Source organism: Salinirussus salinus, from assembly GCF_009831455.1.
Taxonomy (GTDB): Archaea; Halobacteriota; Halobacteria; order Halobacteriales; family Haloarculaceae; genus Salinirussus; species Salinirussus salinus.
The window spans coordinates 275,870-293,730 of record NZ_WOWO01000003.1; the positions used below are offsets into that span (position 1 = coordinate 275,870).

Here is a 17,861-nt window from a genome sequence, read left to right on the forward strand (position 1 = left end):
TTTCGAAGCCGCACACGGCCGGAAATCGGCTCCCTGCGCCGGCCAGTGGCCCCCGGACTGTGGGGCTGCCGGAGCCGGTGAGTTGCCCGGTCCGGCGCTCACCGCGGCGGGGGTGAGTGGACGTACACCCGCTTCGACCCGGGGTCGACACAGACCGTCGACGCCCCCCGCTCCGCGGTCCGAACGCTCGTTGCCCCCTCCAGCGGCCGCGCCGAGTCGTACCGTTCCCGGCAGACCGGACACCGCCGCTCGTGGGCGACCCGCTCGCGGCTGTTCGCGCCAGCGTCCTCGGCCGTCCTGCCCGCGCCGGCGCCTGCCGCGTCAACACCTCCGGAGCCCGCTTCCTTGCCGGGAGCCGTGCCCCCGGTCGACTCGCCCGGGCTGTTTGCGACCAGCCGGTGGCGGCGGGCGGCGTCGACGGCCGCCAGCACCGCAGCCAGCTCCCGGGTGGTCGGGTTCCCGGCGACTGTCACGCCGTTGCTGCCCTCTTCGACCCATCTCGTCCTCTTCCGGGCGGCCATCACCGCCCCGTCGTCGCCCCCGCCGTCGCCCGGGTGGGTGTTCCCCGCCACGGTCACAGCGGATTGATGCCGTGCTTTTTCGGCGGCCACTCCTCCTCGTGGGCCGTCCCGGACCGCTGTAACGTGTTGCGGACCCACCGGCGGGTCTCCGCCGGGTCGATGGCAGCGTCGACGCCGAACCCCTCGACCGCGCGGACCGCGCCGGTCCGGTTGATGAACTCCCGGACCAGCTCATCCCGGCGCTTTTCGGGGTCGTCAGCGGCCTCGACCTCGTCGCGGTAGACGATGTCCACAGCGCCTTCGATCCCCATCGCGGCCACCTCGGCGGTGGGCCAGACGACGGTCAGCTCGTTGTCCGTCGACCGGCCGCCGGCCATCAGTACGTAACCGAAGCCGTACCCCCGCCGGAGCACGACGCTGATTTTCGGGACGGTCGCGCGGTTGACCTCGAACAGCACTTTCCCGGAGTGGCGGGCGATCCCCTGGCGCTCGGCGTCCGGCCCCGGGAGCACGCCGGGGACGTCCATCAGAAAGAGCAGGGGGAGCCCGAAGGCGTCACAGAGGCTGATGAAGCGGGAGGCCTTGTCGCAGGCGGGCACGTCGAAGGTGCCGGCCTTGATCCGGGGGTTGTTGGCGACGACGCCCACGGGCTCGCCCTCCAGGCGGGCGAAGCCGGTGACGATGTTGCGGGCGTACTGCGCCTTGAGCTCGAAGAAGGAGTCGCGGTCGACGACTCCCTCGATGGCGCGATAGATGTCGTAGCCGCGGTCGGTCTCGGTGGGGATGAGGTCGGCCAGCCCCGCGACCGCGTCCTCGGGCGGCGGCTCCCACCCTTTGTCGACGGGCGGCGACTGGTTGGCGTTCGTCGGCAGATAGGACAGGAAAGCCTTGACGGCGTCCAGGCAGGCCTCGTCGTCCGGGTAGGCGGCGTCGGCCATCCCGGTGGCGGCGGTCTGGAACTGGGCGCCGCCGATCTCCTCTTTGCTCAGGTCGACGCCAAGCGCCGCCTTCACGAGCGCGGGGCCGGCGACGCCCATCGTCGACGTCCCCTCGACCATCGGGACGAAGTCACACGAGGCGGCGTAGTTCGTGGGGGCGGCGAATCCCGGCCCCATCATGGCCGACACCTGGGGTGCCCACCCCGACAGCTTCGTCTGGAAGACGAAATCGCCCCCGGAGGCGTAGGGCCGGGCGTCGAGCCCCTCCTGGATCCGGTGGCCGCCGCCGTCGTGGAGGAGCACGAGCGGGAACCCCCGCCGGAGCGCGAGCCCGCCGACCCGCCGGAGCTTCGAGCCGCCGGTGTGGCCCAGCGACCCGCCCTTGACCGTGAAGTCGGTGGCCGCGACCGCCACCGGCCGGCCGTCGACCCGGCCGACCCCGGTCACGATGCCGTCGGCCGGCGCGTCCTCGCGCTCCCAGTCCTGAGTCTCGGGGGTCGTTGGCGCCGGCCCGGCGAGCCGGCCGTACTCGTCGAAGCTGCCGTCGTCACAGAGATACTCCACCCGCTCGCGCGCGGTGAGCTTGCCGTGGTCGTGCTGTCGGCGGATGGCCTCCTCCCGCCCCTCGTCGCCGACCGCCCGCTTGGCCGCGCGCAGCCGCTCGCGGAGCTCTTCGGTCGAGAGCTCTCGCCTGTCGAAGGACTCGTCGCTCATCGCGGCCCCCGCAGCGAGCGCCGCCGCGTCCCACGGGGCTGGAGAGCACTCCCCGCTCGCCGTTCGTTTGCCATGTGTGCACATCCCTGGACAGGGGCCCCGTAAATCGGTTGCGGTGGCCGGACCCGGCCGCCAGCGTCTCCACCGAGCACCGCACTCGCGCTCTCGCATCGGTCCACGACAGACTTAAGCCGGCGGCAATTCTTGGTATGATCATACATGACACAGTTGAGTGTCCCGGCCACTGACAACGCCCTGCCTACCCGGCGCGACGGGGGTGAGCGATGAGTTTCGAGCGCTGCCCGGACCCGGTCTGGCTCTCCGGCGGGACACTCAACCACCTCGCGGACCAAGAGAAGGACATGGCCGAGGCCGACGCCCCCGATGACCTCCCCGACCGCATCGTCCGTGTCCTCCGGGACGCCGACACCGACGGGCCGGTTTCGACCGGCCGGGTCCAGCGGCTGCTCGCCCGCGACGGCATCGACGTCGCCGCGAGCGTGGTCCGCGAGACCTGTTCCGCCCTCGCGGCGGAGGGCCGGCTCGTCGAGGAGCCCGGCCCGCGGTACGCGCTGCCCGAGGCCTGAAGGGCCGTCCGACCCCAGCCGGGACATGGCGTTCGACGATTTCGACCACGAGTCACACACCCGCCGCGCTATCACCCTCGCCCGCGAGGCCGTCGACCGCGGGGACCGCCCCTTCGGCTCCGTGCTCGTCCGCGACGATGCGGTCGTCATGGAAGCCTTGAACCGGGTCAACACCGAGAACGACGTCCGCCGCCACCCCGAACTCGACCTCGCGGCCCGGGCCCGCCGCGAACTCGGTCCCGAGGAGCGCGCTGAAACGGTGATGTACACCAGCACCGAGCCCTGCCCGATGTGCGCCGGCGGCATCCGCCACGCCGGCCTGGGTCGGGTGGTCTACAGCGTCGGCGGCGACGAACTCCGGGAGTTCACCGGGAGCGACCCGCCGCCCCGGGCCGCCGGGATTCTCGACTGCGAGGTCGTCGGCCCGGTCCTGAACGAGGAGGGCCGGGCCGTCCACGAGGACTTCGACTGGTAGCCTCGGCCCGCCCGCTCACTGGCCGTCCGCGAGTTCGCCCACCTCCGCGAGGAGATGGCTCTGGTGCAAGCGGTCGTTCACTCACGACCGACCGCGCCCTCGCCCAGCTCCGCGAGCAGGTGCGAGATGTGCAGTCGGTCGTTCGTCCCCTCGTGCAGGTCCATGTCGATCCCGCCGGCGAGCCGGTGGAGGCGGGCGAGCCTGGACTCGCCGTACCGCGAGCGGGCGACCGTCAGCACGTCCTCGAGCACTTCGTTCCCGCTGTAGCCCTCGTCGACCAGCAGGTCGTCCAGCGTCGAGCGGGCGTCGGTGAACTCCCCGGCCTCCGCGGCCGCGAGCATCTCGCCGACCCGCTCGTCGACGCCGACCGACTGGAGGGTCTCGTAGGCCGCCTGCATCGTGATCTCTCCCTCCTGCTCGTAGGTCGTCTGGGCGTTCAGGACCGCCCGCCGGAGGTCACCCTCGGCGGCCTCGGCGACGTAGGCCAGGCCGTCCTCGTCGTAGTCGGCCTCCTCGGCCTCGGCGATGGACTCGAGCACGCCGACGACTTCGGCCTGGGCGGGCGCCCGGACGGGGACGGGGAAACACCGCGAGCGGATCGGCGGGATCAGCGCGGAGGGCTGGCGGGTCGCGATGACGAACTGCGTGGCCTCGTAGTACTGCTCCATCACCCGGCGCAGCGCCTGCTGGAAGTCCTCGCGCATCCCTTCGGCGTTGTCCAGCAGGATGGTCTTGTACTCGCCGGCGACGGGCGCGTAGCTCGCGGACTCCTTGAGGACGTGGTTGACCAGGTCGGCCTTCGAGGACTCCCGGCGCCGCTTCGTGGAGATAAAGCGGCCAAAGCGGTCGTCTTCTTCGAGCTCCTTCTTCGTTGACTCGAAGAAGTCGGCGACGTTGAGTTCGATGAGGTCGGCCTCGTTGTCGTGAGTCTCGCGGGCCAGCGCCCGCACGGCGGCGGTCTTGCCCGCGCCTTTCGGCCCGTGGACGACGAGGTTCATCGGCTCCTGGACGGCCCGCCGGAGGTTCTCGCGGACGCCCTCCTGGGGCAGGTCCGCGATGTCGGGCTGGTGGCGCTCTGTCCAGAGTGGCCCTTCCATGCTGTCGGCTCCTAGCCCTGCGGTGGGTACAAAGGTTCCCCTCTGTGGCTCGCGTGGGGTCCGTCACTGGCTCCCGTCGGCCGGTGGCCGGGCGGCATCGGGCGTGTCCCGCTCGCAGCGCGCGGTGGTGCGCTCCTTCCGGCCGCCCACCGCAGGCCACACCCCTCCCCAGCCGACTGCGTTGCTCGGCCTTCGGCCTGCGCTACTCGTCCCTCGCACGGCTGCTGTCGCGCGAGAGCACGCGCGACAGCGCGCGCCAACGCTGAGAGGCCGGGGGTCGCATCGCCGGCCCGCGCTACCGCTTCGCGTCGCGCAGTTGCGCCTTGAAGCCGTAGCGGACGACGTCCTCCTGCTCGTAGATCCGGCGGATGGTGGTCTCGATGGGGTCGCCTATCTCGACGTCCTTGCCACCGGTCAGCACCTGGGTGGGGATGCTCGCGGCCCCGCCGTCGGGACCGTCGAGTGCGACGACCGCGGCCACGAACGGCCCCGAGCGGGCCTGCTGCTCGACGAACTCGGGCGGCGCGCCGCCCTGGGAGATGGTCGTCGTCGCCTCGACAGTTCCGGTCCCCGGAAGCTCGACGGCGTGGTAGTCGACGCGGGCGGTGCAGTCCGAACAGGCGCCCTCAGGCGGGAAGTTGAGCGCGCCACACTCTGGGCAGCGGCCGGCGACCAGCCGGTGGCGCTGGGGGGTGGTGCGCTGCCAGGAGGGCACCGAGACGTAGGCGCCCCCACCCTCCGGCTCGCCGCTCGTGATCTCGCCGCGTCTGCGCAGGTACTCCGCGTAACTCAGCTCGACGTTTCCCTCGAGGGCAATCTCCGCCGGAACGCCCGCCAGATCCAGCGTCAGTGCGGTCGCCCCGGCACCGCCGCCGAAGGCCGCGAGCAGGACGCGCTCGGCGCCGTCGTTGCGCGCCGAAGCGGCCCCGAGCAGCGTGCTCGCCGCCCCGGTGTCCCCGAGATCCTCGACGGTCGAGCCGGCGGCGATCGTCCCGGCGTCGACGCCCAGCGCCCCGGTCGCCCGGTAGGGGAGTTTCCCGTCCGGCGACTGGACCGCCGCGGCGTCGACGTCCGTCTCCAGGTCCTCGACCGCGCCCGCCAGCGCCGTCGAGAACGCCCGGCGGTCGTAGTTCGTGACGTCGAGCCCGTCGGTCTCGGCCTCGCCCGCCGGCCGGAACCGGGTGCCGGGGTAGGACTCGACGTACGAGCCCCGTCCCTCGACGCGCCCGGGACCGTCGCCGAGCACGACCGCGGCGGCGCCGGCGCCGGCGGCCTGCTCGACCGCGCTGTCGGGGGCGCCCCGCGGCGCGTCGCTGGCCACGACGACGCCAACGCCCTCCCAGGGTCTCGCGTCGACGGCCGCGTCGAGCGCCTGCGCGCCCGCCCGCGTCGAGCCCGTGAGCGTCCGCGTGTCGACGTCCGCGGGCGCGCCGAGCGCGCTCGCCAGCCGTGCCGTCAGGTCCTCTTCCTCCATCGGCGGCGTCGTGGTCGCGAAGGCGAGATAGGAGGCGTCCGACCCCTCATACTCCCCCGCGTCGAGCGCCCGCCGGGCGGCCTCGACGGCCATCGTGACCGTGTCCTCGTCGGCCTCCGGCACGGCCTTCCGCTCGACGCCCGAGGCGGCGAACTGCCCGAGCGCCTCCTCGACGGTCTCGCTTGTGACGTACAGCCGCGGCGCGTAGGCGCCCAGCGCCGCCACCCGCGTCTCCTCGGCGCTCATCGTGCCACCTCCCGCTCGCGCTCGAAGACGTGGACGACGGCCGCGCCCCCGCTGCCGCCGACGTTGTGGGTCAGCCCGCGCGCGGCGCCCTCGACCTGGCGCTCGCCGGCCTGTCCGGTCAGCTGCTTGAACGCCTCGGCGACCTGGCCGGCGCCGGTCGCGCCGATGGGGTGCCCCTTCGATTTGAGCCCGCCGGAGGCGTTGACCGGCAGGTCACCGTCCAGGTCGGTCTCCCCCTCCTCCAGCAGATAGGGCGCCTCGCCGCGGCCACAGAATCCCAGGTCCTCGTAGGCGAGCAACTCGGCGATGGCAAAGCAGTCATGCACCTCCGCGAAGTCGAGTTCGTCGGGGCCGACCCCGGCCATCTCGTAGGCGGCCTCCCCCGCTCGTGCGGAGGCCTCGACTGCCGTGTAGTCGTCGCGCTGGAACAGCCCCACCCGGTCGCTGGCCGCGCCCACGCCGGCGATGCGCACGGGGTCGTCGGTGTACTCCCCGACGACGTCCTCGCTGGCGACCAGGGCGACCGAGGCGCCGTCTGAGGTCGGACAGCAGTGGTAGAGATTCAGCGGGTCGGCGACGATGGGTGCGCCCACCGCCTGGTCCATCGAGCACTCGAAGCCGAGGTGGGCGTGGGGGTTCTTCGCGCCATTGGCGTGGTTCTTGACGGCGGCCATCGAGAGGTGGTCGGCGGTGGCGTCGTCGTAGCGGTCGAGGTACGCGCTGGCCATCTGGGCGTAGACGCCCGCGAAGGTCGTCCCGGTCAGCCGCTCCCACTCGGTCTCGCCGCTGACCCCCAGCCAGTACTTCGTCACGTCGCTGGACATGTCGCTCATCACCTCGACGCCGCCCGCCACGACGACGTCGGCCATCCCGCTCCGGACGGCCTGGACGGCCTGGCGGACGGCATACCCCGAGGCGGCGCAGGCGTTCTCGACCCGCGAGCAGGGCACGCCGTGGAGGCCGACGTGCTCGGTGACGGCGGGGCCGGGCAGCCCCAGCTGGCGGCCGCCGACCCCGAGGTTCCCGACCACGGCTTCGTCGACGGCCTCGCCGTCGAAGCCGTCGGGGACGCTGTCGACGGCGTTCTCGTAGGCCGTCTCGAACAGGGAACGGTAACTCTCCTCGGGCATGGCCCCGAAGTCCGTCTGGCCAGCCCCGATGACGTAGGCGTCTCGCATACCTCCGGCTCTCTCGGGCACCGGCAAAGGGCTTTTCCTGCGGCTGTGGGCGAGGGTCCCGACCGCTCTCTTCCCCGCTGCTCGCGGCTCACTTCGTTCGCCGCTCGCATTTACCAGGTCTCGGTCGCTTCGCTCCCTGCGACCTCGCCCTGCTCGCGGGTCGCTGGTGCTCCCCGCTCGCTTTTGGAGGTGCTCCCTGCGGTCGCACCTCCCTATTCGAACAGCTCCTCGAACACCTTCCGCTGTGCGGCCCGGAGGTGCTGGTGGTAGGTCGGCCGAGAGATGTCCATCGCCTCCGCCAGCTCGTTGCCGTCGATGTCGCGGGGCCACTCGAAAAAGCCCCCGAGGTAGGCCGTCCGGAGGGCCGTCTCCTGGCGGTCGGTGAACCGCTCGGAGAGCGCCGCCCGGAACTCCTGGCGGGTCTCGACGGGACGCTCGCGCTCGTGGTAGCCCACCAGATCCGTCGAGGGGTACCGCCGCTCGACGAGGTCGAACACCTCCCGGGCCTCCCCCTCGTAGGGGAGTTCGACGGTGAAGCGGGTCGTCCCGTCCTCCCCGACCACCTCGCGGGGGACCGCGCCGAACTCCGTCAGCGTCGCCAGAAGCGAGTCCTCGACGGTGAGTTCCAGCAGGCAGCCGTCCTCGTGGTCGGTGATGAGCTTGACCGCGGTCACGTCCGAGTCCTCGCGGGCCAGCGCGGCCAGGCGCTCCCCGTCGGCGCTCTCCGCGGTGACGTACAGCCGGATGCTGCCGTCGGGGCGGTAGTCGGTGCCCGCGGCCTCCACCCGGCAGTCCGCGCCCCGGGAGAGCCGACAGAACAGGAGGTCGGCGTCGTCGACGGTGAACTCCAGCTCGATGATCTCCGTGGCGTCCATGATCCGGCCGCGCTCGATGGCGTTGATGGCGTTGGCGACGGCCCGGCCGATCGCCGTCAGCACGACCTGCTCGCGCTCGTCGAAGGCGCCGGCCTCGTCGGCGAACACCGCCAGCACGCCGTAGGTGGTCTCCTTGTAGACCAGCGGGACCACGATGCTCGCGCGGACGTCCTCGCCCAGCACCGCCGACGCACAGGGCACGTCGCCGACGCTCGCGGCGATGTCCTGGACGACCTGTGCCTCGCCGGTCCGGTAGGCCCGCGCCACGGGGCCGTCGCCGTTCAGGTCGAACTCCAGGTCGCCCGCGGGGACGTCCCCGCGGCCGGCCCAGGTCGACGGCGAGAGGGTCTCGCTGGCCACGTCCGGCCGCCCCAGCCACGCGAAGCTGTAGGGGTCGGCGGCCGCGAGTTCCGAGACTACGCCCTCCGAGAGTTCCTCGCGGGTGACCGCCTGGACCAGCACCTCGACGGTGTTCTCGACGAGGCCGTTGACCCGGTCGAGAACGGTCTCGGTGTGTTGCTGGGCCTCCCTGACCTCCTGCTCGCGCTTGGCGCGGGTGCAGGCCGCGGCCGCCGAGGTCGCCAGCAGGGCGAGCACCTGCTGGTCGGTCTCGTCGAAGGCGCCGGGTTCGGTCGCGCCGACGCTTATCGTCCCGTGGACGCCGATCGGGTGGTACATGATCGAGCGGATCCCGCCCCGGCCGACGACGTCGCCGTCGGTGACGTCGTTGACCACGCGGGGCTCGCCGCTGGCGAACACCTCGCCGGGGTTCCCCTCGCCGACCTCGTAGACCGGGCGCTCGCCCATCTCGAGGGCCATCTTCTCGGTGCGGGCAGCCGGGACGAGCGTCCCCGCCTCCCGGTCGTACAGCCGCACGAGGTTGATGTCGAACCCGAGCACCGACTGGGCGGCGGTGGCGGCGACCTCGGCGACCTCCTCGCGGTCCCGGGCCTGCATCAGCTGGCCGGTCGCCTCCAGCAACCCGGAGAGCATCTCCCGCTGGGCGCGCTGGTCGCTGACGTCCCGCGCGACGCCGGTCGCCCCGACCACCTCGCTACCCTCGGTGATCGGCGCCCCCGAGAGCTCGTAGGGCAGATAGTCGCCGGCCCTGGTCTCCAGGTCGGCCTCGAAGGAGACCCGCTCGCCGTCGTTGACGCGCTCGACTGCCCGCAGCGCGCGCTCGCGGTCGGGCTCGGCGATGAACTCGTCGGCGGACATTCCCGCGAGCTCGTCGTCGTCGTAGCCCGTCACGGCCGCGACCCGGTCGTTCCAGCGGACCAGCCGCGCCTCCTCGTCGAAGGCGTACAGCGGGTCCGGCAGGCTGTCGAGGATGCTCTCGACGAACGCCTGCTCGTGTTCCAGGTCGAGCACGTACCGCACCCAGTCGGCCAGCACCTCCACGAGCGCTGTCTCGCTCTCGGTGAATTCCCGTTCGCGGGGTGACCGGTCGGCGAAACAGACCGTCCCGTAGGGCTCGCCGTCGAGGTGGAGTTCGGTCCCCAGATAGCAGGCCACGCCGACCTCGCGGGCGCCCGCCGCCCAGCGCTCGTCGACCTCGGTCACGCCGAGCACGCCCTCGCTGCCGACGACTTCCCGGCAGACAGTCTCCGAGAGCGGCAGCGTGACCCCCGGGTCAACGCCGGGGTGTTCGCCCGCGACCGCCTCGACGCGCCAGGTGTCACCCTCGACCCGCGTCAACATCCCCACGTCGACGCCCAGCCGCTCGCGGCCGACGGCCAGGATCCGTTCCAGCTTCTCGGCCGCATCGAGTTCCGTGTCCGAGACGGTGGCGTGTAGCTCCCGGAGCGCGCTCTCGCTCGCCGCGAGTTCCTCGCGCGCCCGCCGGCGGTCGGTCACGTCCCGGAAGAACAGCGAGACGCCGTCCTCGTCGGGGTATGCCCGCACTTCCATCCACGCGTCCAACAGGTCGTGGTGGTCCTCGACGGTCACCGCCTCGCCGGCCGTCGTCGCCGCCTCGGCCGCCCGCCAGAAGACCGTCCCGTCCCCGGGCGCGACCTCGGCGAAGGGTCTGCCGACCGCCCGCTCGGCGTCCGCGTTCAGGGCCGCCGCGGCGGCCCCGTTGAGGTAGGTCACCGTCCACTCGTCGTCCAGCGTAACCACGCCGTCGGTCATCCGCTCCAGGGGGTCCTCGGTGTGTTCGACCGCGCTCGCGCCCCCGTCCGTGGCCCGTTCCCGGTCCCTCCCCGCCCGCCCGTGACCGGGCCCGGTGCCATCGTGTCCGGCGTCGTCCATGCTCCCCTCTCCGCGGTCAGCGTACAAAAGTACCTCCCTCGTTAGGCTGGCCCCCCAGTCCAACGCCGATACCCTCTCCAGTTGTGTCCGTTCTCGCGGAAGCGGGGGCGCCCGCCCCCTAGAGGTTCGCGAAGGCCTCGTCGACGAGTTCGCCGGTGTCGGCGATGATGTCGGCCATGACCTCGTCGTCGGGAGCCATCCCGACCAGGCGGGCGATCCGCATGATCGAGACGTGGTAGACGCGCTGGCGGCCCGGCTCCTCCTCCCAGACCACGACGTTACAGGGGAACAGGCCGCCCATCCGCTTGTCGGTGGCGTCGAGCGCGCGGTCCGCGACCGCGGGGTTGCACGCCCCGAGCACGTAGTAGGGGTCACGGCCCGCGTCGACCTTCTCGTTGAGCATCTCCGAGGCCGAGAACTCGACGGCGATGCCGAAGCCGGCGTCGGTGAACGCCTCCCGGACGTGTTCGACGGCGGCCTCGTGGTCCATCTCCAGGGTCGTCTCCTTCGTACCGATGTCGTCGGGCGATATCTGCGTCGGGTCGATCGGAAGAGTCATCCTGTGAAATATTGGGTGCGACAAGAAAGTCCCTTTCGGTCGGCACGCGCACCGACTGCCGCCCCCGCCCGTCGCTGTCCCGTCAGTGGTGTCGTGCACGCGCTCGGACCGGGACAATATTGCTCCAGGCACACAAAACAACTAAGTCCTCGCGGCCGAAATTCGAAACCGATGACCGAGGACATCGAGGAGATCCGCCGACAGAAGATGGAGGAGCTCCGCAACCGGGCAGGCGACGGCGGCGACAGCGGCGACGGAGGGGCGGGCGAGCAGTCCCCGTCCGAGCCGGTCCACGTCGACGGGCAGGCGGACCTGGACGGCTTCGTCGCCGACCACGGCGTCGTGTTGGCGGACTTCTACGCGGACTGGTGTGGGCCGTGCAAGATGCTCGAGCCGGTCGTCGAGTCGGTCGCGTCCGAGACCGACGCGGCCGTCGCGAAGGTCGACGTCGACGCCAACCAGGGGCTCGCGGCCGAGTACGGCGTCCGCGGCGTGCCCACGCTCGTCCTGTTCGCGGACGGCGAGCCGGTCGAGCGTCTCGTCGGGATGCAGGAGGAGGCGCGCCTCCGCTCGCTCGTCGAGAGCCACGCCTGACCGCGCGAACCGGCAGACGGCCGGAGTGACCGGCTCCCGGCCGGCGCCGCAGTGAGAGACCGAGGGGTGGCTCAGTCGCCGTCGTAGGTGTCGAGCCCGACGACCCGGTTCGCGGGACACTTCTGGGTCGTCCCGGTCACCAGGAAGATCAGCCCTGCGACGAGGAGCAGCGCCGTCACCGCCAGGCCGGCCGTGCCGGCGAGCCCGATGTCGAGATACCCCGCCGCGGCGGCGACGCCGACTGCGACCAGGACCGGACCCGCCACGAGCCGTACCGTTCTGTCGAGACCGCCGACGTTCTTGTCCATGTTCGTCCGTCGGGCGGCTACCCGTTTGAAGTTTTGGGTATGGTGCGCAAGAACAAACTGTTGAAACGAGTCAACGATCCGTCGAGCGGGCTCGAACTGGCTTTGGATGGGACTTACAGTCGACTTGCCGCGTGGCGGTTTCCTTGTATCTTGGAATCGACACACAATATTAATACGGGGCGGCCGGAGGTCCACACGTGACAATGACTGAACTCACCGACGCCGTGGATGCCGAGCCGGACGAGACCGTCGACGCCCGCGGGGCGGCCTGTCCCGGCCCGCTGATGGACCTCATCGGGCGGATCCGGGGTGTCGACTCCGGGACGGTCGTGGCGCTGTTGAGCGACAACGACCAGTCGCTCACCGACGTCCCGGAGTGGATCGAGGAGGCCGGCAACGAGCTGCTCGGGGTCGAACAGCGCGAGGACCACTACGCCTTCTACGTGGAGAAGGCATGACCGAGCACGTCGTCATCGTCGGCGGCGGGACCGGCGGGACGGTCCTGGCCAACGACCTCGCCGACCGGCTCGGCCCCGAACTCGAGGCCGGCGACGTCCGGGTCACGCTGGTCAACGACGACCCCGACCACGTCTACAAGCCGGTGTGGCTGTACGTCCCGTTCGGCCAGCGCGAGCCCGAAGACGGGCGGCGGCCGCTCTCGGAGCTGGTCGACGACGCCGTCGACCTCCGGGTCGACCGGGTGACGGCGCTGGACACCGACGCCCAGCGCCTGCAGTACCGCGACGGCTCCCCGGAATCGTACGACTACCTCGTGCTCGCGACGGGGTCGACGCTGGCGCCCGACCGGATCCCCGGCCTCGCCGAAGGGGGCCACGACTACTACAGCGAGTCCGGCGCCACCGCCCTCCGCGAGGAGCTGCTCTCCTTCACCGAGGGCCACCTCGTGTTGAGCGTCATCGGCACGCCACACATGTGTCCGGCCGCGCCGCTCGAGTTCGTGTTCATGGCCGACGACTGGTTCCGCGAGCGCGGGCTCCGCGAGGACGTCGAGATCACCTACACCTATCCCATCCAGCGGGTCCACGGCAACCCCCACATCGCCGAGTGGGCCCGCCCGCTGATGGACGACCGCGACATCGCCGTGGAGACCTTCTTCAACGCCGAGACGGTCGACCCCGAGGCGCGGACGGTCAGCTCGATGGAGGGGACCGACCTCGAGTACGACCTCCTGGTGGGGATCCCGCCCCACGCCGGCGTCGACCTCGTCGCCGAGGCGGGGCTGGGCGACGACGGCTGGGTCGACGTCGACAAACACACCCTCGAGGCCGAGGGCGCCGAGCACGTCTACGCGCTGGGGGACACGGCGGCGACCGGCGTCCCGAACGCCGGCAGCGTCGCCCACTACCAGGCCGGCGTGGTCGGGCAACGGCTCGCCAGCGAGCTCCGCGGGCGGCCGGCGACGGCCACCTACGACGGGAAGACGCTGTGTTTCATCGAGACCGGGATGGACGCGGCCTCCTTCGTGGAGTTCGACTACGAGAACCCGCCGTCGCCGGCACCCCCCTCACAGAAGCTCCACTGGTCGAAACTCGCCTACAACGAGTCCTACTGGCTCACCGCACGGGGGTTGCTCTGAGATGTCCGGGCCCGACGGACCCGACGCCGAGACGGACGCTCACGACGGCAACGACCCCGCCCTCGAGGGGACCGACCTCGATGGGGACCTGGAGGCGGCCATCGCCGAGAACCCCGAGGCCGTCGCCGCGTTCGTCCGCCGGCTCGACGCGGTCAACGAACTGCTCGACGTCCTCGCGCTCGGCGAGAGCGCGCTCGACGACGAGATGGTCCGCGAGCTGGCCGGGACGACCGCCACGCTCGCCGAGTCCGCCGACGGGCTCGCCACCGAGGAGACCGTCGGGCTGGCCGAGGCCGTCGGGGAGAACGGCGCGGAGCTCCAGGCGGCGCTCGACTCGCTTCTGGCCCTGCAGCGCAGCGGCACGCTGGAGGAACTGGTCGAGATCGCGGACGTCCTCTCGCTCGCGACCGCCGCGCTGGACGACGAGATGGTCCGCGAACTCGCGTCGACCGGCGCCTCCCTCGGCGAACTCGCCGACACGGCCGCCGACGAGGACACCCGGGCGGGCGTCGAGACGCTGCTCGCGGGGCTGGGCGAGGCCGAGCGCGAGCCCCCCGAGCGGGTCGGGCTCATCGGGCTGGCGAAAGCCTCCCGGGACCCCGACCTCCAGTACGGCCTGGGGTACATTCTCTCGCTCGCCCGCGCGCTCGGTCGCGCCCGCGCGGAGCCGACCGAGACGGGCGCGTAGGCGACGGTACAAGTCGAGACGGGCGCGCAGGTTGACGGGTGGGAACGCGGCCGGGCGCCGGGCCGTGGCCGGCGTCCGCACTCCCCCTCAGACAAGCAGCTGGATGTCGGCCTCGGCCATGTCCTGGACGGCGGTGGCCGCGCCGACGCCGGTCCTGACGCCGTCGAAGAAGTTCTCCTCGTCGTAGTCCATCAGCTCGATTGTCATCTGGCAGGCCTGGAACTCCACACCCATCTCCAGGGAGGTCTCGATCAGCTCCTCGATGGTGGCGGTATCGTTGTCGTCGATGCGCCGCTCCATCATCTTCGTCGTGACCCGGTCCATTCCGGGGAGCGCGCCGACGACGTTCGGGACGGGCATGTTGGGGTTGCCCACCGAGCTCAGCTTCAGGTCCTTCGAGCGCTCCTCGTGGAGGATATCCAGCCCCCAGAAGGTGTGGAAGACCGTCACGTCGTAGCCGAAGGCCGCGGCGGTGCTGGCGAGGATGAGCGGCGGGTAGGCCATGTCCAGCGTCCCCTTGGTGGCGATGATCGCCATCTTCTTTCCGTCCTCGCCGTCGTCGGCGGTCGCGGCCGCGAGCTGCTCTTCGAGTTCCTCGACCCGTGCGGCGAGCTCCGCCCGGGAGGGAGCGTCCCCGTCCGGGCCGGCGTCGGCGTCTGCCTCCGGTTCGGTGTCGGTACTCATCGTCAGAAGCTGAACACCTGGTCGGCGTCCTCGACTTCCTCGAGGAAGGTCGCGGCGCCGGCGAACTTCGTGGTCAGGGAGTCGTCGATGGCCTCCTGGTCCCACGCGAGCATGTCGAGTGTCGTGGTGCAGGCGACGGTCGTGACGCCCTCGCCCCCGTCGGCGACGAGCGCCTCGAGGAGGTCGTAGGGGTCCGGCATCCCCTCGTCCAGCAGTGGCTGGATCTCCGAGCGGTCCTTCTCGCCCTCCAGCAGGTGTGTCAGCCCGTCGAAGGTGAAGTAGACGAGCACGTCGGTCTCGGAGGCCAGCGCGGTGTGCCCGAGGTTCATCGCCATCGCCAGGCTCTTCGGGCTGTCGCTGTCGACGATGATCCCGATTTTCTCCATGGGCATCACTCGGTCTTGCGCACGTAGTGTTTGTACACGTCCTCGCCCTCCACCTGGTCGAGCAGCTTGACGCCGTCCGTCCCGGACGCCCAGCCGTCGATGTCGCTCATGCTGCCGGGGTCGGTCGCGAGCACCTCCAGCACCTCCCCCTCGGCGAGGCCGTCCGTGGCGGACTTCGTCTTCACCACTGGCATGGGACACGATGCACCCTTCACGTCGAGCGTCTCCGCGATGTCGAATTCTGCACTCATTGTTGGTCTACTCCGTTGGTCTGTCTTGGAGTCAGCGCACAATATACTCCCACCGGTTAAAAGAATGTTGATCCATGGGCACGACACGAACAACTGCTCTCCCGACGTGGTAGCGTTCGTCCTGTAGACAACGCGTGTTCGCACCTCAGAGCCGGGATGTCCGCTCTACCCCCGCCAAATTGTATTGTGCAACAATCGAATTATTATGCAAACGCTTTAGTGGGTCACCGCAGTACGTGGGAGTGCACACATGGACGCTGAGGATTTCCCGACTCCGGACGTGCCGGTCGACACGGTCGCTCCGGAAGCGCTTCGAGACCGCATCGACAACGGCGAGGACGTGTTCCTCCTCGACGCCCGGATGAACTCCGAGTACGAGGAGTGGCACATCGAGGGCGAGACCGTCGAGTCGGTCAACGTCCCGTACTTCGAGTTCCTCGACGAGGAGATCGACGACGAGACCCTCGAGCAGGTCCCTGCGGACCGCACCGTGACCGTCGTCTGCGCGAAAGGCGGCGCCAGCGAGTACGTCGCGGGCCGGCTCGTCGAGCGCGGCTACGACGTCGAGCACCTCACGGAGGGAATGAACGGCTGGGCGACCATCTACGACGCCGTCGAGGTCACCGGCTACGAGGGGAGGGGGACGCTCCTGCAGTACCAGCGCCCCTCCTCGGGCTGTCTGGGCTACCTGCTGTACGACGGCGACGAGGCCGCGGTCATCGACCCGCTGCGCGCGTTCGCCGACCGCTACCTCGAGGACGCCGCCGACCTGGGCGTCGACCTCGTCTACGCCCTGGACACCCACATCCACGCCGACCACATCTCGGGCGTGCGCGACCTGGACGCCGAGGGCGTGGAGGGAGTCATCCCCGCGGCCGCGGTCGACCGCGGCGTCACCTACGCCGACGAGCTGACGACCGCCGCCGACGGCGAGACCTTCGCGGTCGGCGACGCGACCATCGAGGCGGTCCACACCCCCGGCCACACCACCGGGATGACCTCCTACCTCGTCGACGACAGCTTCCTCGCCACGGGTGACGGGCTGTTCGTCGAGAGCGTCGCCCGGCCCGACCTCGAGGAGGGCGACGAGGGCGCTCCCGACGCCGCCCGCCAGCTCTACGAAACCATCCAGGAGCGGATCCTCCCGCTGCCAGAGGAGACGCTGGTGGGTGGCGCCCACTTCAGCGACGCCGCCGAGCCCGCCGCCGACGGCACCTACACGGCACCGCTTGGCGCGCTCGTCGAGGAGATGGACGCGCTCACGATGGACGAGGACGAGTTCGTCGACCTGATCCTCTCGGACATGCCGCCCCGGCCGGCCAACTACGGGGAGATCATCGCCACGAATCTCGGCCAGGAGTCGGTCGACGACGAGGAGGCCTTCACCCTCGAACTCGGCCCGAACAACTGCGCGGCCAGCCAGGAATCGCTGGCCGGTGACTGAGGGAGCCGACCGTGACTGACCCAGTCCTGCTCCAGGCCGCCGCCGACCTCTTTCCCAACGGGATCGCCCGGTACGCGGTCGGCGGGCTGTTCGTCGGGCTCGGGGCGGCGGTCATCTACCTCGGGACCGGCATCAGCGCCGGCGCGAGCACCTTCCTCGAGTCGACGCTGTCCTACGTCTCCGGCCGGGCCCGGTTCCAGCGGTACGTCCGCTCGCGGGACTGGCGGCTCGTGTTCACCCTCGGGATCGTCCTGGGCGCCGGCGTCTACGCCGTCGCCTTCCAGGGTGGCGCGTGGCTGACCGACGTCCAGCCCTGGCGGCTGCTGGTCGGCGGCGTCTTCGTCGGCATCGGTACCCGCGTCGGGAAGGGCTGTACCTCCGGCCACGGGGTCTGTGGCGTCGGCTCGGCGTCGAAGACGTCGATCGCCGGCGTCATCACGTTCATCCTGGTCGCCATCCTGACGGCCCAGCTCGTCGCTGCCCTGGGGGTGAGCCCCTGATGGCCGGCGCACGAGACGGCGAGGGCCGGCACCCGCTGTTCATGCCGCTGGTCCTGGTCGGCGGCCTCGTCTTCGGGTTCGGCCTCGCGTACAGCCACATGGCCCGCCCGGAGGTCGTGCTGAACTTCCTCCAGTTCGAGGACTTCGGGCTGGTGTTCGTGATGTTCGGCGGCGCCGCCGTGACCGGGGTGACCTTCTTCCTGGCCCCGCGGCTGCTCGACCGCGCACCGCTGACCGGCGACGGCTTCGAGCGCCGGCTCAAATCCTTCGACCGGAACGTGCTGGTCGGGGGCGCCATCTTCGGGGCCGGCTGGGGGCTGTCGGGGATCTGTCCCGGCGCCGCCTACGCCAGCCTCGGGGTCGGCAACGTCACGATCCTCTGGGCGCTGGCGGGCATGTTCCTCGGCGCCTACCTCCAGGGCTACTGGCGGAGCCGGACGGCCGACGCCGACCCGGCGGCCACGAGCGCCGACTGACTCCCGCTTTCCCCTC

20 protein-coding genes are annotated in these 17,861 nt (G+C 71.1%); 9 read left to right on the top strand and 11 right to left on the bottom strand.

All coding sequences use genetic code 11. From position 1 onward, the window contains the following. Window positions 1–98: 98 nt before the first annotated feature. Window positions 99–572, bottom strand: a complete 474-nt coding sequence (locus GN153_RS11325) for a hypothetical protein (protein ID WP_159902804.1) — start codon at window positions 570–572, stop codon at window positions 99–101. 2 nt (window positions 573–574) lie between these two features. Beyond that, the gene (locus tag GN153_RS11330; RefSeq protein WP_159902806.1) at window positions 575–2,173 is read right to left on the bottom strand and encodes an acyl-CoA carboxylase subunit beta; all 1,599 of its coding nucleotides are present in this window, start codon (window positions 2,171–2,173) and stop codon (window positions 575–577) included. Between the two features lie 284 nt (window positions 2,174–2,457). Here GN153_RS11330 and GN153_RS11335 point away from each other — a divergent pair, with 284 nt between their 5' ends. Both GN153_RS11335 and GN153_RS11340 read left to right on the top strand, forming a co-directional pair. Next, window positions 2,458–2,760, top strand: a complete 303-nt coding sequence (locus GN153_RS11335) for a hypothetical protein (RefSeq protein ID WP_159902808.1) — start codon at window positions 2,458–2,460, stop codon at window positions 2,758–2,760. Window positions 2,761–2,785: 25 nt separating this feature from the next. Continuing rightward, the gene (locus GN153_RS11340; RefSeq protein ID WP_159902810.1) at window positions 2,786–3,235 is read left to right on the top strand and encodes a nucleoside deaminase; all 450 of its coding nucleotides are present in this window, start codon (window positions 2,786–2,788) and stop codon (window positions 3,233–3,235) included. Window positions 3,236–3,312: 77 nt separating this feature from the next. On the opposite strand, the gene GN153_RS11345 is transcribed toward GN153_RS11340, so the two are convergent. From GN153_RS11345 to GN153_RS11365, 5 genes are all read right to left on the bottom strand, one after another. Further along, window positions 3,313–4,332, bottom strand: coding sequence for an AAA family ATPase (locus tag GN153_RS11345; protein WP_159902812.1), 1,020 nt, complete (start codon window positions 4,330–4,332; stop codon window positions 3,313–3,315). 295 nt (window positions 4,333–4,627) lie between these two features. Beyond that, window positions 4,628–6,052 (bottom strand): zinc ribbon domain-containing protein, encoded by a 1,425-nt coding sequence (locus tag GN153_RS11350; protein WP_159902814.1) that lies wholly within the window; start codon window positions 6,050–6,052, stop codon window positions 4,628–4,630. Then, window positions 6,049–7,230, bottom strand: a complete 1,182-nt coding sequence (locus GN153_RS11355; RefSeq protein ID WP_159902816.1) for a thiolase domain-containing protein — start codon at window positions 7,228–7,230, stop codon at window positions 6,049–6,051. Before GN153_RS11355 ends, GN153_RS11350 begins: the two co-directional genes overlap by 4 nt. Window positions 7,231–7,442: 212 nt before the next feature. After that, the gene (locus GN153_RS11360; RefSeq protein WP_159902818.1) at window positions 7,443–10,358 is read right to left on the bottom strand and encodes a bacterio-opsin activator domain-containing protein; all 2,916 of its coding nucleotides are present in this window, start codon (window positions 10,356–10,358) and stop codon (window positions 7,443–7,445) included. Window positions 10,359–10,476: 118 nt separating this feature from the next. Then, a complete protein-coding gene (locus tag GN153_RS11365) occupies window positions 10,477–10,917 on the bottom strand; it encodes a DUF302 domain-containing protein (RefSeq protein WP_159902820.1) in 441 nt (146 codons plus the stop codon). A gap of 171 nt (window positions 10,918–11,088) precedes the next feature. On the opposite strand from GN153_RS11365, the gene trxA reads away from it, so the two are divergent. Beyond that, the gene (trxA, locus tag GN153_RS11370) at window positions 11,089–11,511 is read left to right on the top strand and encodes a thioredoxin (protein WP_159902822.1); all 423 of its coding nucleotides are present in this window, start codon (window positions 11,089–11,091) and stop codon (window positions 11,509–11,511) included. Between the two features lie 71 nt (window positions 11,512–11,582). Here the strand turns inward: trxA and GN153_RS11375 are convergent, their stop codons facing one another. Next, on the bottom strand, window positions 11,583–11,819 hold the full coding sequence (locus GN153_RS11375; protein ID WP_159902824.1) for a YgaP family membrane protein: 237 nt from the start codon (window positions 11,817–11,819) through the stop codon (window positions 11,583–11,585). A 203-nt stretch (window positions 11,820–12,022) separates the two neighbouring features. Between GN153_RS11375 and GN153_RS11380 the strand changes: the two genes are divergently transcribed. The 3 genes from GN153_RS11380 to GN153_RS11390 are packed head-to-tail and all read left to right on the top strand — an operon-like array spanning window position 12,023 to window position 14,104. Continuing rightward, entirely contained in the window at window positions 12,023–12,277 is a 255-nt protein-coding gene (locus tag GN153_RS11380; RefSeq protein ID WP_159902826.1) for a sulfurtransferase TusA family protein, read from the top strand. Beyond that, window positions 12,274–13,416: an NAD(P)/FAD-dependent oxidoreductase gene (locus GN153_RS11385; protein WP_159902828.1), complete on the top strand. Its 1,143-nt coding sequence runs from the start codon at window positions 12,274–12,276 to the stop codon at window positions 13,414–13,416. The genes GN153_RS11380 and GN153_RS11385 overlap by 4 nt, the downstream gene beginning before the upstream one ends. A gap of 1 nt (window position 13,417) precedes the next feature. After that, window positions 13,418–14,104 carry a DUF1641 domain-containing protein gene (locus GN153_RS11390; protein WP_159902830.1) on the top strand — a complete coding sequence of 229 codons (687 nt, stop codon included), beginning with the start codon at window positions 13,418–13,420 and terminating at the stop codon, window positions 14,102–14,104. Window positions 14,105–14,191: 87 nt separating this feature from the next. Here the strand turns inward: GN153_RS11390 and GN153_RS11395 are convergent, their stop codons facing one another. Genes GN153_RS11395 through GN153_RS11405 form a run of 3 tightly spaced genes read right to left on the bottom strand, consistent with a single transcriptional unit; the run spans window position 14,192 to window position 15,425 of the window. Continuing rightward, on the bottom strand, window positions 14,192–14,788 hold the full coding sequence (locus GN153_RS11395; protein ID WP_159902832.1) for a DsrE/DsrF/DrsH-like family protein: 597 nt from the start codon (window positions 14,786–14,788) through the stop codon (window positions 14,192–14,194). A gap of 2 nt (window positions 14,789–14,790) precedes the next feature. Continuing rightward, on the bottom strand, window positions 14,791–15,174 hold the full coding sequence (locus GN153_RS11400; protein WP_159902834.1) for a DsrE family protein: 384 nt from the start codon (window positions 15,172–15,174) through the stop codon (window positions 14,791–14,793). A 5-nt stretch (window positions 15,175–15,179) separates the two neighbouring features. Continuing rightward, on the bottom strand, window positions 15,180–15,425 hold the full coding sequence (locus GN153_RS11405) for a sulfurtransferase TusA family protein (protein ID WP_159902836.1): 246 nt from the start codon (window positions 15,423–15,425) through the stop codon (window positions 15,180–15,182). A 250-nt stretch (window positions 15,426–15,675) separates the two neighbouring features. Here GN153_RS11405 and GN153_RS11410 point away from each other — a divergent pair, with 250 nt between their 5' ends. Genes GN153_RS11410 through GN153_RS11420 form a run of 3 tightly spaced genes read left to right on the top strand, consistent with a single transcriptional unit; the run spans window position 15,676 to window position 17,845 of the window. Continuing rightward, window positions 15,676–16,869, top strand: coding sequence for an MBL fold metallo-hydrolase (locus GN153_RS11410; protein WP_159902838.1), 1,194 nt, complete (start codon window positions 15,676–15,678; stop codon window positions 16,867–16,869). Between the two features lie 11 nt (window positions 16,870–16,880). Then, window positions 16,881–17,369 (top strand): YeeE/YedE family protein, encoded by a 489-nt coding sequence (locus GN153_RS11415; RefSeq protein ID WP_159902840.1) that lies wholly within the window; start codon window positions 16,881–16,883, stop codon window positions 17,367–17,369. Further along, window positions 17,369–17,845: a YeeE/YedE family protein gene (locus GN153_RS11420; protein ID WP_159902842.1), complete on the top strand. Its 477-nt coding sequence runs from the start codon at window positions 17,369–17,371 to the stop codon at window positions 17,843–17,845. Before GN153_RS11415 ends, GN153_RS11420 begins: the two co-directional genes overlap by 1 nt. Window positions 17,846–17,861: the final 16 nt, after the last annotated feature.